General features: G+C 60.4%; 9 protein-coding genes. 2 read left to right on the plus strand and 7 right to left on the minus strand.

What is annotated here, in order from left to right; genetic code table 11:
* Positions 1-44: 44 nt before the first annotated feature.
* Positions 45-332 carry a GIY-YIG nuclease family protein gene (locus GC177_06755; GenBank protein MBI1275654.1) on the minus strand — a complete coding sequence of 96 codons (288 nt, stop codon included), beginning with the start codon at positions 330-332 and terminating at the stop codon, positions 45-47.
* A gap of 172 nt (positions 333-504) precedes the next feature.
* Positions 505-5388 (minus strand): NAD-glutamate dehydrogenase, encoded by a 4884-nt coding sequence (locus GC177_06760; protein MBI1275655.1) that lies wholly within the window; start codon positions 5386-5388, stop codon positions 505-507.
* A 193-nt stretch (positions 5389-5581) separates the two neighbouring features.
* Between GC177_06760 and cysQ the strand changes: the two genes are divergently transcribed.
* Together cysQ and GC177_06770 are read left to right on the plus strand one after the other, a co-directional pair.
* The gene (cysQ, locus tag GC177_06765; protein MBI1275656.1) at positions 5582-6379 is read left to right on the plus strand and encodes a 3'(2'),5'-bisphosphate nucleotidase CysQ; all 798 of its coding nucleotides are present in this window, start codon (positions 5582-5584) and stop codon (positions 6377-6379) included.
* Between the two features lie 248 nt (positions 6380-6627).
* The gene (locus GC177_06770; GenBank protein MBI1275657.1) at positions 6628-7050 is read left to right on the plus strand and encodes a nucleoside-diphosphate kinase; all 423 of its coding nucleotides are present in this window, start codon (positions 6628-6630) and stop codon (positions 7048-7050) included.
* 203 nt (positions 7051-7253) lie between these two features.
* Here GC177_06770 and mutL read toward each other — a convergent pair whose 3' ends face one another.
* Genes mutL through GC177_06795 form a run of 5 tightly spaced genes read right to left on the minus strand, consistent with a single transcriptional unit; the run spans position 7254 to position 13797 of the window.
* On the minus strand, positions 7254-9107 hold the full coding sequence (mutL, locus tag GC177_06775) for a DNA mismatch repair endonuclease MutL (protein ID MBI1275658.1): 1854 nt from the start codon (positions 9105-9107) through the stop codon (positions 7254-7256).
* Positions 9104-10435, minus strand: coding sequence for a glucose-6-phosphate isomerase (locus tag GC177_06780; protein ID MBI1275659.1), 1332 nt, complete (start codon positions 10433-10435; stop codon positions 9104-9106). The genes mutL and GC177_06780 overlap by 4 nt, the downstream gene beginning before the upstream one ends.
* Positions 10386-11705, minus strand: a complete 1320-nt coding sequence (locus GC177_06785) for a hypothetical protein (protein MBI1275660.1) — start codon at positions 11703-11705, stop codon at positions 10386-10388. Before GC177_06785 ends, GC177_06780 begins: the two co-directional genes overlap by 50 nt.
* On the minus strand, positions 11702-13099 hold the full coding sequence (locus GC177_06790; protein ID MBI1275661.1) for an insulinase family protein: 1398 nt from the start codon (positions 13097-13099) through the stop codon (positions 11702-11704). Before GC177_06790 ends, GC177_06785 begins: the two co-directional genes overlap by 4 nt.
* Entirely contained in the window at positions 13096-13797 is a 702-nt protein-coding gene (locus GC177_06795) for an ATP-binding cassette domain-containing protein (protein MBI1275662.1), read from the minus strand. Before GC177_06795 ends, GC177_06790 begins: the two co-directional genes overlap by 4 nt.
* Positions 13798-13869: the final 72 nt, after the last annotated feature.

Below are 13869 nucleotides of genomic sequence, written 5' to 3' on the forward strand. Positions count from 1 at the left end.
AGCCAACGTCTCCACAACCTCATACCCAACAGATAATGCGTCCCTCAAAACAAGGACGCATACAAATCTTTCCATTCAGAATTCAGCGCCGCAATGGCCTGTAATTTCCAAACCCGCTTCCATGCCTTGATAGTCGTCTCCCGCAGAATTGCCTGCTCCATGGATTCATGCACCTCAAACCACACCAGCATATGCAAACCATAACGCTTGGTGAAACCTTCCATATCCCCTGCTTTATGCTGCGCCACCCGTTTGGGTAAATCCGACGTTACTCCCACATACAGCGTGCCGTTAGGCTTATTGGTCATCATGTAAACGCATGGCTTTGTCATGGGCAAGCACCGCTGGATTCCAGCTTTCGCTGGAATGACGAAAGAGTGAATGAAATCACAAACACTCCATGATGGAGCGAAAACAGATGGTGTGCGAGCACCGACGCGTAGCGCACCTCAGGACGTGAGCATCGGAGCGCAGCAAACCACCATTTGCAGCCTATGAGGGCGTTTAAACCGCCCGGCTTACCGCCTCAACCTTCCTGAGCGCCACCACCAGCCGCGCCGTATCCAGCGAGCCGGAGGCCGCGATATCATCCATCGCATGCTTCATGCGGCTGACACTCGCCTGGTTGCGTTCCATCCAGTCGGCCACGGCCACATCGGGCGTTTTGGCTTTGGGTGCGGCTTTCAGCACTTCACCGGCAAGGCGGGCATGCTGGTCAAACAGTTCGCTCTCCATCGCCGTCAATGCCTGGCGTGACCAGTCATCGGTCGGCTCCAGCTTATTCACGGCGGCATGCAGCTTATCCATACCCACCTCATGGCTCAGGTGCATGTAAACACCGGCCACATACGCCAGGGACACCTTGCTGCTTTCGCTCACACGGATGATATCGTAGGCGCCTGCCATCCAGGGCAGCAATGCCATGGTACTGGCCAGTTCTTCCGGCACACCGGCATCGGTGTAATGCGCAGCCACGCCAATTAGCTCCGCACGGATGCCTTCGCTCATCATCTTTGGCAGGCTTTCCATCAATTGCTGCACCGGCGCACTGAAACGCTGCACCGCCTCTGCCACATTCAGCGGGTGCGGCAGGTTACGCAGCAGCCACAGCGTCAAACGGTACAGCAGCTGGTTGATGGCCACAAACATGCTCACCTGAATGTCGGCGCTTACCTTGCCGTCCAGCGCCTCGATGGCTGCCCAGATGTCGCGCAGCTTGAAGCTGTCGCGCGCCACCACATAGGCCCGTGCGATGTCGCAGCTCTGCATGCCCACATCGTCCGTCAGCTGATAAAAGAACGTGCTGCCCACGCGGTTGATGATGGAGTTGGTCGTCATCGTGGCGATGATCTCACGGCGCAGCTGATGCTGCTCAATCACCTTGGCGTAACTCTCCCGCATGTTCATGGGGAAGTAACGGATGAGATCCTGCGCGAAATAGGGATCGTCCGGCAGGGTGGATTGCAGCAGGTCACGGAACAGGTGCATCTTGCTGTAGGCCAGCAGCACGGCCAGCTCCGGCCGGGTCAGGCCTTTTTTCAGCGTCTTGCGTTCCTCCAGCTGTTCATCGTCGGGCAAAAACTCAATGCCGCGGTCCAGTATGCCGTCCTTCTCGAGCATTTTCATCACCCGTGCCTGCGGCCCGAGCAGAGAGACGCCCTGGCGTTCGGCAATGGTCAGCGCCTGTGTCTGCAGGATATTGTCACGCAGCACGAGGAATTCCACCTCCGGCGTCATCGCCGCCAGCAGCTCGTCGCGCTTGGGTATATCCAGCGCGCCGGATTCCACCGCACGGCGCAAGGCGATTTTGATATTCACCTCATGGTCGGAGCAATCCACCCCGCCGGAATTATCAATCGCATCCGTATTGATGCGCCCGCCATGCAGCGCATACTCGATGCGCCCACGCTGCGTGAAGCCGAGGTTACCGCCCTCGCCCACCACCTTGCAGCGCAGGTCGCGCCCATCCACGCGCACGGCCTCATTGGCGCGGTCGCCTACATCCGCATGGTTCTCTTCTTCCGATTTCACATAGGTGCCGATGCCGCCGTTCCACAACAGGTCTACCGGCGCCGTCAGCAGCACGCGGATCATCTCATCAGGCGTCAGGCTGTCCTGCACAATGCCGAAACGCGCCTTCATCTCCGGCGTCACCTGAATCAGCTTGGCATTGCGCGGAAACACCCCGCCGCCTTTGGAAATCAGGGATTCATTATAATCCGCCCAGGTGGAACGCGGCAGGGCGAACAGCCGCTGACGTTCCACAAAGCTCGCCTTCGCATCCGGGTTGGGGTCGATGAACACATGCATATGGTTGAATGCGCCGACCAGTTGCATGGTTTCCGACCGCAACAGCCCGTTGCCGAACACATCGCCCGCCATGTCGCCGATGCCCACCACCGTGATGGGATCGCGGTTGGGGTCGATTCCCATTTCCTGAAAATGCCTGCGCACGGATACCCACGCCCCTTTGGCGGTAATGCCCATTTTCTTATGGTCATACCCTGCCGAGCCGCCAGAGGCGAACGCATCCCCCAGCCAGAAGCCGTAGCTTTCCGACACGCCATTGGCAATGTCGGAGAAGGTCGCCGTGCCCTTGTCCGCCGCCACCACCAGGTAAGGATCGTCGCCGTCATAACGCACCACGTTCTGCGGCGGCACCAGCTTGCCCTTCACCATGTTGTCGGTGATGTCCAGCAGGCCGGAAAGGAAGGTGATGTAGCAATAAACGGCCTCGTCCTGAAGCTCCTGACGGTCGCCGGAAGCGGGCGGCTCCTTCACATAGAACCCGCCTTTCGCGCCTTCCGGCACGATCACGGCGTTCTTCACCATCTGCGCTTTCAGCAGACCCAGCACCTCGGTGCGGAAATCCTCGCTCCGGTCGGACCAGCGGATACCCCCACGCGATACTTTCCCCCCGCGCAGATGGATGCCCTCCACCCGGCGCGAATAGACGAATATCTCGGCAAACGGCACCGGCTTCGGCAAAAACGGTACCTTATGCGAGGCGAATTTGAAAGACAGGTAGGATTTCGGCTCCTGCTTGCCGTCCGTATTTTCATGCGTCTGGAAAAAGTTCGTGCGCATGGTGGCCAGCATCAGGTCCGCATAACGGCGCAGGATGCGGTCTTCCGTCACATTGGTCACGGCATTGAACGCCTGGTCCAGTTCTTCCTTCAGCGCGGCCTGGCGCGCATCGCGGTGCCCACCCAGCTCCGGGTTGAAGCGCGCATGGAACAGCTGCACCAGCAGGCTCGCCACTTTCGGGTTTTTCGCCAGCGCATCTTCCATTGCTTCCTGGCTGTAGAAGAACCGCACCTGCTTCAAATATTTGGCATAGGAACGCAGCATCACCACATCGCGCCACCCCATGCGGGAAGCGATCACCAGACGGTTGAACCCGTCATTGTCGATTTCCTGATGCCAGGTTTTCAGCAGCGTTTCCTCGAACAGGGCCTTGATGGAAGAAAGCGGCGGCAATTCACCCTGCCGCAAACGCAGCCGGAAATCATGCACCCACACGCCATTCTCCACGCCAAGCGGTCCCAGCCGCACCGGCACCTCTTCCAGCACCTTCAGGCCCATATGCTCCAGCACCGGCAGAATGTCCGAAAGCGCCACCTGGTTGCCCGGGCTGTACAGACGAAGCGTCAGCGCCTGCTCACCCTCATCCACGCTGCACAAATCCACCGTGATGGATTTTTTCGCCATCACCAGCTCGATATTGCGGATATCCTCAATCGCACGCGGCACGGCATAACGCGCCACATAATCGCTGCTGAAAGCCTTGCCGTAAATGCGCATCATCTTGGCGCCGTGGTTGGGGCCGTAGGTTCCCTGCAGCGCCTTGCCGAGCGACTCGTCCCACGCGCTCACCGCATCCGCCAGGCGGGCATTCAGGGCATCCATATCCACCTCGGGTATATGCCCCGGCGTCGTGTGCAGCTTAAACAGGATGCGCGCCAGCGGCGAATCGGTCAGCTGGGTGTAAAACGCATCCATCTTGGCGTGGTAGGCCTCTTCCAGAATCGCCTGAATCTTGGTGCGCATCTCGGTGGAAAAGCGCGTGCGCGGCACATACACCAGGCTCACGATAAACCGCTCAAACTCATCCTTACGGGTAAACGCCCGCACCCGCGGCCGCGTCTCCAGCGAAAGCACCCCCATGGCCGTGCTGTGCAGTACATCTTCCGACATCTGGAACATCTCATCCCTCGGCAGGAATTCCAGAATGGTCGTCAGCGCTTTGGCATCATGGCTGCGCGGGGCAAACCCGGCGCGTTCCAGCACATGCTCCGCCTTCTGGCGAATCAGCGGGATATCGTCCATCTTTTCAAAATAAACCGTGGAGGTGAACAACCCGACAAAACGGCTCTCACCCACCAGTTCGCCACGGTTGTTCAGGCGTTTCACACTCACCACATCCAGCGCAATCGGCCTGTGCACGGCGGATTTGGCATCCGATTTGGTGATATAAATCAACTCGGGCCGTTTTTTCAAATGCGTCGTTTCATAATCGGCCAGCTTGACTGCGGGTGCCAGACGTTTCGGCACATCCGGGGAATAAAGCCCGAGGCGGGATGCTTCATCCGCGCTCAGGCCGCCCTTTGCATCCAGCGTGTAGTCCACCGCGCCGAGAAACACGAAATGATGGTTGCGCAGCCAGGCGAGAAACGCCAGCGCCTCGGGCATTTCATCCCGCGCGATGGAAGCTGGCAGCTGGCGCAGATGGCCGGTAAGGTTCTCCACCTTGGCCGTCATGGAAGGCCAGTCCGCCACGCAATGACGCACGGCATGAAACACCTCTGCCGCAGCCTTGGAAAATACCTGCATGTCATGCTCGTCGCCAACATGACTCACTTCCATATCGATGAGCGATTCCGCCTGATAAACCGGTGTTTCATCAGCCTCTTCCGCGCTGCCGAGCGCTTTCAGCACGCCATCCTTGTCGCGTTCCACAAACAAAATCGGGTGAATCAGCGACAGCACCTCATAGCCTTGCCCCCCTGCTTCGGATGTCAGGGAATCCACCAGAAAGGGCATATCGTCATGCAAGGTCAGCACATGGCTGCTGGGCGCCTGCCAGCCATGCTGCTTGATGGTGGGGTTGTAAAGATGGATTTTGGCGGGTTCCGACGCCGGACGCTTCTGGATGAACTCCCACGCGGCCAGCGCCCGCTTGCAGGCCTGCACCGGGTCCAGCCCCTGCAGGTCGACCTCGGGAAGATGACGAAAATATTCATGGATAAAGCGCGGCAGCAGTTGCGGCTGCGAAAATTCGATGTTTTTAGGAATCGCATTCAGGATGTTTTGCAAAACGGGATTGGTCTCTTCCACCGGCTTGGAAACAGCGCTCATCCGTTTGGCTGGCATAATGCGTCCTTTCATCCATATTTCCGGGCTTTGTTAAGCTTACGCCGAGAATATCAACAAAGCCTTGCTGCCTTCTAGTGCAGCCTACCACCAAAAGCAAAAGCTTTGCATCTTGCGCCGCAGCACCGTTTTCATGCCAGATCCGGCTTGCAAGCGAGGCCCGCCATGCGTACTGTCGCTTTTTCATAATAAGACAAAAGGCCCCTGAATGTCGCCCCACCCCGCCACATCCTCCCACCCTGATATCGCGCTGTGCCAGGCCATCGGCCAGCTGGCGGTGGAAGCCGCTGAAGCCGTCCTGGCCGTCTACGCGGGTGAGTTTACGGTGGAACGCAAGGACGACAAAAGCCCCGTGACCGAGGCGGACACCGCAGCCCACCACATCATCGCCGCCGGGCTGGCACGGCTTACTCCGCACATCCCCGTCATTTCCGAGGAAGAGACCTCCAACCACGCCGCTGCCGCCGCCGATGAATTCTGGCTGGTGGACCCCCTGGACGGCACCAAAAGCTTTATCAAACGCACCGGTGAATTCACCGTCAATATCGGCCTCATTCGCAACCATCAGCCGGCCCTCGGCGTGGTGCAGGTGCCGGTAACGGGTAAGCTCTATGGCGGCGTGGTCGGCATGGGCGCCTGGCTGCGGGAAAAAACCGGGCCGGAACGTGCCATTCGCACCCTTGCACCCTCAAAAGACGGCCTGAACGTGGTCATGAGCCAGTCGCACCTGGATGACGATACCAGGGCCTTCGTGGCCCATTTGCAGGTCAAAAGCGCCATCAAGGCGGGCAGTTCCCTGAAATTCTGCGCCGTGGCCGATGGCAGTGCCGACATCTACCCCCGCTTCGCCCCCACCATGGAATGGGACACCGCCGCGGGCCATGCCGTGCTCAATGCCGCAGGCGGCCTGGTGCTGACGCCCGAAGGCAAACCCTTCACCTATGGCAAGCCGGATTATCGGAACGGCCATTTTATCGCCTATGGCAGCAGGGAATTGCTGAAATAATCTCTCACGCCCCCCCTCTCCCGCAGCAGGGAGAGGGGAGTCAATCAATACTTATGTACCCGTAGCGGAGAAATTGCACGGCAGGCTCCCTCGCCCCGCTTGCGGGGCTTGAGGGGAACCGTGGCCGAAGGCCGCGTAAGTCCCAGAAAGGGCTGGGGTGAGGGGCGTCATCTTAAACAAAACACTTGCCTCTACCCCCTAACCACCCTAGAGAGCGTCCCATCAGACATTCCCTTGGAGATAAGAACATGGCGATCCAACGCACCTTTTCCATCCTGAAGCCGGATGCCACCGAACGCAACCTGACGGGCAAAATCAATGCCATGATCGAGGAAAGCGGCCTCCGCATCATCGCCCAGCGCCGCACGCGCCTGTCCCGCCTTCAGGCCGGCCAGTTCTACGCCGTGCACAAAGAGCGCCCCTTCTTCGGCGAACTGGTGGAATACATGGTTTCCGGCCCGGTAGTCGTACAGGTTCTGGAAGGCGAAGACGCCGTTGCCGCCTACCGCAAACTGATGGGCGCCACCAACCCGGCCAACGCCGATGCCGGCACCATCCGCAAGCTCCATGCCGAAAGCATCGAGCGCAACTCCGTTCACGGCTCCGACTCCGTCGAGAACGCCGCCAACGAGATCCGCTTCTTCTTCTCCGATTGCGACATCGTCGGCTAACCGACCGCACATCGAACGAAAAAGCCGGGCCAAAAGCCCGGCTTTTTTATTGGCCACTAACAACATTCATCCAATTGTTTTCCTTAATGAGCATAGCGAATTTAGGAAAACCGTCATCCCGGACTCGATCCGGGATCCATGCTGACATCCGCAATAAAACAAAAAGATAGATTCCGGCCTTCGCCGGAATGACAACAACCAACTCAGCGCCGCCCAAACAGCTTCTCAATATCCGCCTTCTTCAACTCCACATAAGTCGGCCGCCCATGGTTGCACTGGCCGCTATGCGGCGTGGCCTCCATCTCGCGCAGCAACGCATTCATCTCGCCCATGCTCAGCGCCCGCCCCGCCCGCACGGAGCCGTGGCAGGCCATCGTGCCGCAGATATGCTCGATGCGGGAACGCAGGGAAAAATGCTCGCCATGCTCCTCCATCTCCGCCAGCATGTCCTTCACAAGCCCGGCAATGTCGCATTCGCCCATCAGCGCGGGCGCCTCGCGCACCAGCACGGCCTTATCGCCGAACGGCTCCAGCTTCAGCCCAAGCTGCAGCAATTCTTCCACGCGGCTTTTCAATATCTCCTGCCCATGCGCGCCCACTTCCACCACTTCGGGTATCAGCAGCGCCTGCCGCGCCAGCTCGCCTTCGCTCATGGCAAGCTTCATGCGTTCATACACCAGCCGTTCATGCGCCGCGTGCTGGTCCACAATGACCAAACCATCCGCCGTTTGCGACACGATATAGGTGCCATGCAGTTGCGCCTTGGCATAGCCCAGCGGCGGCACATCCTCCTGCGGCTGATTATCCGGCGCGGGTGCAATCCCCGGCCCGCTGCCGAACGGCTCCTGCGATTCCGGCTCGTTCCATTGCTTAGGGGCCACCTGCTCGCGCACCCGCTGCATCATCGCGCCTGTATAGCTCGGCACCGCGCTTGCCACACGCGGCGCGGCACCGCTCATATACCCAAGCGGCAGACTGCTTTGTGGCATAACTGCAGGCCGCGCGAATTGCAGCGCCTGCGCCGCCACCTGCGTGGAGGCCTTAAACCCCGCCCCCGCCAATGCCTGACGAATGCCGTGAATCACCAGCGACCGCACCGCCCCCGCCATGCGAAAGCGCACCTCCGCCTTCGCCGGGTGCACATTCACATCCACCTCTTCCGAAGGCAGATCAAGAAACATCGCCACCACCGCATGCCGGTCATGCGCCAGATAATCCTGATAGGCCGCCTTGATGGCGCCAAGAAACTGCTTGTCGCGGATTGGCCGCCCATTGACGGAAACATACTGCCACGCGCTGGTGGCCTTGTTGAAGGTCGGCAGGCTGGCGAACCCCGTCAGCTTCATGCCTTCGTTATTGGCTTCAATCGCCTGCGCGTTCTCGGCGAATTCCTTGCCCAGCACATCCGCCAGCCGGAGCAGCCTGCCCTCATGCCCCGTCCCTCGCGCGGGCCATTGATGCAGCATCTTGCCATCATGCATCAGGGAAAACGCAACGGACGGATGGCTCATCGCCAGCCGTTCCAGCATGTCGGTGGCGGCCTGCAGCTCCGTGCGTTCCGTCTTCAAAAATTTCAGCCGCGCCGGCACCGCGAAGAACAGATCGCGAATCTCCACGCTCGTGCCCACCGGGTGCGTCGCGGGCGCTGGCTCCATCACCTCGCCGCCATCCACGGCCAGCATCCAGGCCTCATCCGCACCCTTGGCGCGGCTGGTCAATTTCATCCGGCTCACCGAGCCGATGGAAGGCAATGCCTCCCCCCGAAACCCGAGCGAACGGATCGCCAGCAGATCATCCTCCGGCATCTTGGAGGTCGCATGCCGCTGCACGGCCAGGTTCAAATCATCCGGCCCCATGCCGATGCCATTATCCGTCACCGCAATCAGGCTGCGCCCGCCCTGTTCCAGCCGCACATCCACGCGGGTCGCGCCCGCATCCACGGCATTTTCCACCAGCTCCTTCACCACACTGGCGGGCCGCTCCACCACCTCACCCGCCGCAATGCGGTTCACCACCACATTCGGCAGCAGGCGGATAATGGGCTTCGCATCGCTCATGCGGCAGTCCCTTGCGCCCGCAGCACCTTGCGCGTCAAAGCTTTGCCCTGTTCCACCGCAAGCTGGTCGTAGGGGTTGACCTGCATCAGCTCCGCCAGCGCGATCACTTCCAGCATGAAATGCATCAGCAATGCCCCCACGGCTTCACTGTCCAGCCGCTGCATCACCATGTGGCGCACGGGCAGCCCATGGCCTGCCATCGTCGCCGCCGTGGCCTGGCACTGCGCCATCAGCACATCGCCGGATGTATTATCCTGCAGGTAATCCAGCCCATATTTGGTCAACCATTCCGCCGGAGCCATATCACCCTTGCCGCGCACATTCACTTCCAGCATGGTGAAGCATTTGTCGCGCGGGCCGTCCAGGTAAAGCTGCAGCTGGCTGTGCTGGTCCACCGCGCCGAGTGAGCGGATGGGCGTGAACCCCTTGCCACTCTTGCCCAGGCTTTCCGCCAGCAGCTGGCGATACCAGGTGCCCATGGCAAACAGCTGGTTGCAATAGGGCATGAAGACCGAGAGCTTCGCCCCCTGCTGCTGGCAATGCATCAGCCATGCCGCGCCGATGAGCGCGGGGTTATAACCCGGCGTTTCCTTCAGGCGCGTCACCACTTCCGTCGCGCCATGGCGCAGAGCATGGATGTCATGCCCGGCCAGCAACGCGGGAATCAGCCCGACCGCCGTCAGCACCGCATAACGCCCGCCAATATCATCCGGGTGGGGGATGATGGTAAGGTCGTGGTCTTCCGCGAAGCTGCGCATGGGCGAAGGTTTGCTGCCCGTCAGCACCGCCACCTGTTCTTTCAGCGGCACCCCCATCTCACGCAGCATGGAGGCCGCCTGCAGCAGCAGGTAAAGCGGCTCCACCGTCCCGCCGGATTTGCTGATGGCCAGCACCATCGATTCCCTTAACCTGTCGGGAGACAACAGCGTGGAGAGGCTGTCCGGGTCGAGATTCTCCACAAAATGCACCGTGGTCGTACCCGGCTTGCCGAGCCCCACCAGCGTCGCCCCGCCAAGGGTGGACCCCCCCGTGCCAAGCACAATCAGCCGCTTGAAGCGCGATGCCCTTTCGGCAAAATTCACCACGGCCTTAAGGTCCTCCTTACGGTAAGGAAGTTCCAGCACGGGGTGGCGCTTCAGAATATCCGGCTTGCTGAAAATATCCGCCAGGCCTTCGAGCCCTGCCACATCCATGGTGGGGGGCATGGCGTAATCCTGCCCTTCTGCGTTGAGAAACAGCTGACTATAGGGAAAACTCATGATGCATGTACTTTCTGTATTACGGTTTTGCCGCCGTACCTGGCCCGGCGCTGATGATGCGCGTGGCATCGGCCTTCAGCCATAGTTTTGCAATGCGTTTCAGGTCATCCAGCGTCACCGCCTGATAATTCCGCACATAGGTCTGCAGATGCTCGGGCGGCACACGGTTGGCCTGCATATTGGCCAGAATGCCCGCCAGCCTGCCTGTGCTGTCCGCCTGCAAGGCAAAATTGCCGAGCAGGTTGCTGCGCGTATCGTCCAGCTGCGCCTGAGTGAAATTGCCCTTGGCCGTCTGCGCCAGCAACTCGCGGAAGCTGGCAATGGCCTTTTCGGTATTTTCCGGACGGGTGGAAAACACACCCGTCAATACCGGGCAGGATTCATGAAACACATAATCGGCAGAGGCACCATAAACCAAACCCTTCTCCTCACGCAACCGCTGCATCATCAGCGAGGAGAAATTGCCGCTGCCAAACAGATGCGTCAGAATGTTCATGGCAAAAAAATCCGGGCTGGAACGCGGCATGGCGGGCATGCCGAACATCACGGCCGCCTGCGGCGTGTCCATGCTCACATGGCTGGTTCCCCCCTTGGCCATCGGCACGGCAGCGGGGAATGCGTAGGGCGCGGGTTCATCCGGCAAGGCGCCGAAGGCCGCATCCACCAACTGCACCGCCTTTTCCTTGCTGATATCGCCCACCACCACCACGTTCAGGCGCTGGCGATACAGTCCTTTTTGCAAAAAGCCTTTCACATCCTTCAGGCCGATATGCTGCGCGCTTTCCGGCGTCAGCTGTCCGTGCCGCCCGCACGGGTGCGTCGGAAACGCCTCCTTCCACCAGGCAATGCCTGCCACGCTGGAGGGGTCCTGCTGCATGGCCTGCCAGCCTGCGAGCAGCTGTTCCTTCACGCGGCCCAGCGCCGCTTCCGGCAGGGCCGGGCGCAGCAGCAGGTCCGCCAGCTTCGGAAAAGCCTCATCCACGCGGTTGCTGATGGTTTTCAGCGACACATCCAGGCTCAGCGGTTGCGCCACTGGCGCAAGCTCAATGCCACGCTGGTCCAGGTACATCTGGAAATCCTCGGCGCTCTTGCCGCCCGCGCCTTCAATCAGCATGCGCGCGCTCGTCGCCGCCAGGCCGGATTGCGCTTCGCTTTCCGCAAACGCGCCGATCCCCTGCACCGACACAATGGCCGAAACCACCGGCACCTCATGATGCCCCATATACCAGAGCGTGATACCTTTTGGCGTCTTCAGCGCTTCCACCGGAGGGAATGCCTTTGCTTGCCATGGCAACAGCACCAGCAGCAGGCATGAAAATGCGATCAGATAATGCCTCATTGTTTGCCTCCCGGTACGGCTTTTGCGGATGCGGGTGGCTGCGTCAGCCACAATCCCACCGCGTGCCGTGCCATCACTTCCCTCGCCACCTGGTTCACCTGCTCCTTCGAGATGCCCTGCAACCGCTTGGCGGCATCCAGGATGTAAGAAGGCGGCAGCCCCACCGCCACGGCAAACCCGATGCGAAACGGCATGCCGCTGATGCCCTCATAGCCGTAGATATCCGCCGCGATCATCGCATCCTTGGCCTGTTGAAGCTGCGCATCCGTCACGCCGTTTTTCAGGAAATCCGCCAGCACCCTCTCATAGGCCGCATCCATCGCCGCGCGGCTGGTTCCCGGCGCGGGCTGAAAGCTGATATCCACGCTTGTGGGCCCGACCGTCAGCGGCGTGTAGCCCACATTCACCCCCGTGGCGACCGGCTGCTTTTTCACCAGCTGCTGATACAGCACCCCATGCGGCTCCGCACCCAGCACATAGGCCACCAGGCGCAGCGCGTCGGCCTTCCACGCATCCGCTCCTGTGCTTCCCTGCGGGGCGAGGTAACGGCGCTCCCACACCGGCTGCCTTGCCAGCGGGTGCGTCAGCATCAGTTCCACCGCCCCATGCTGCGGCGGTTCCACCGGCCATTGGCGCGCATTGCGCTGCCCTGCCTTCAGCGGGCCGTAATGTTTTTCCGCCTCGGCGAACACCTGTTCCGGCTCCACATCACCGCCGACAATCAGAATCATATTGGCCGGCTGGTAATAACGGTCATAAAACGCCTTCAGGTCCTCTAGCTTCATGCCGAGAATCTCGCTGGTAAAGCCGATGGTCGGCAACCGGTACGGATGATGGCGGAACTCATGCAGGTTCATCTCCTCATCCGCCATGCCGTCCACGCTCGCTTCGCTCCGCATCTTGCGCTCTTCCACAATCACGTTGCGCTCACCCTCGAAGGTTTTGGGGTCGCTCGGAAAATGCTGAAACCGGTCCGCCTCCATTTCCATCAGTTTTGGCAGAAAATCCTTGGGCACCCGCGCGAAAAACGCCGTGTAATCGCGGCTGGTAAAGGCGTTGGAACTGCCGCCGACCTTATCGATCTCACGCGAATATGCGCCCTCGGGGAAACGCTTCGTTCCCTTGAACATCCAGTGCTCCAGAAAATGCGCCATGCCGCCCTTGCCCGGCAGCTCATCGGCTGACCCCGCCGTAAACCAGATCATGTGCATCACCGCCGGCACGCTGCGGTTCACCACCACCACCACGCGCATGCCGTTGGAAAGCGTCTTCTCCGCCATGCGCGGTTTCAGGCTCGGCGCATCGGCCGCATGGGCGGGCACACCCAGCACCAGCGCCATCCCCAACACAAGGGCGCAAACCGCCTTCAGCCTCTGCGTGTCACGCGGCTTCATGCGATAAACTCCGGCGACAGGCTGGACGCCTCGCGCGTCGGCAGCCCTTGTTTGATATGCCCGTTCTTCAGCCGCAAAATCGGGTGCCCCATGCGCTCCACCATCGCTTCGTTGTGGGTGGCCACCAGCACGGTCACCCCTTGCTTGTGCAGCCCTTCGAACAATTTCATGGACCGCATGCCGAGGTCGGGGTCGAGGTTGCCGGTCGGCTCGTCGGCCAGCACGATTTCCGGCTTGGTGATCACCGCGCGGGCAATCGCCACGCGCTGCTTCTGCCCGCCCGAAAGGGTCGGCGGCAGCACTTTTGCATAAGGCCCCATGCCGATCCATTCCAGCATCTCGTTCACGTTGCGCGCCACCGTTCCGCGGTCCACTCCTTCGATCTTCAGCGGCAGGGCCACATTCTCCTCTACCGTCAGGTGGTTCAGCAGTTTGTAATCCTGAAACACCATGCCCACCTTGCGTCGCAAAAACGGCATGCGCTCGTCCGGCAGACGGGTGACCTCGTCATTGAACAGGAAGATTTTGCCCGAGGCAGGCCGCATCGCCAGCGACAGCAGGGAGAACAAGGTGGATTTGCCCGAGCCGCTCGGCCCGGTAAGGAAATGGAAGGAGCCTTTCTTGAGGGCGAAGCTCACATCCTCCAGCACCGGCTTATCCTGTTCATAATAGGCGCTAAGCCCTTCGCAACGCAAAATATACTGGGCATTGGCAGCAAGCTTGGCCACGGAAGCACCTCAAATCGGGGGATGACACGGTTAATGGAATTG

The sequence above is a fragment of the bacterium genome (assembly GCA_016124905.1).
In the GTDB taxonomy this organism is placed as follows: Bacteria; Pseudomonadota; Alphaproteobacteria; order Rickettsiales; family RI-342; genus RI-342.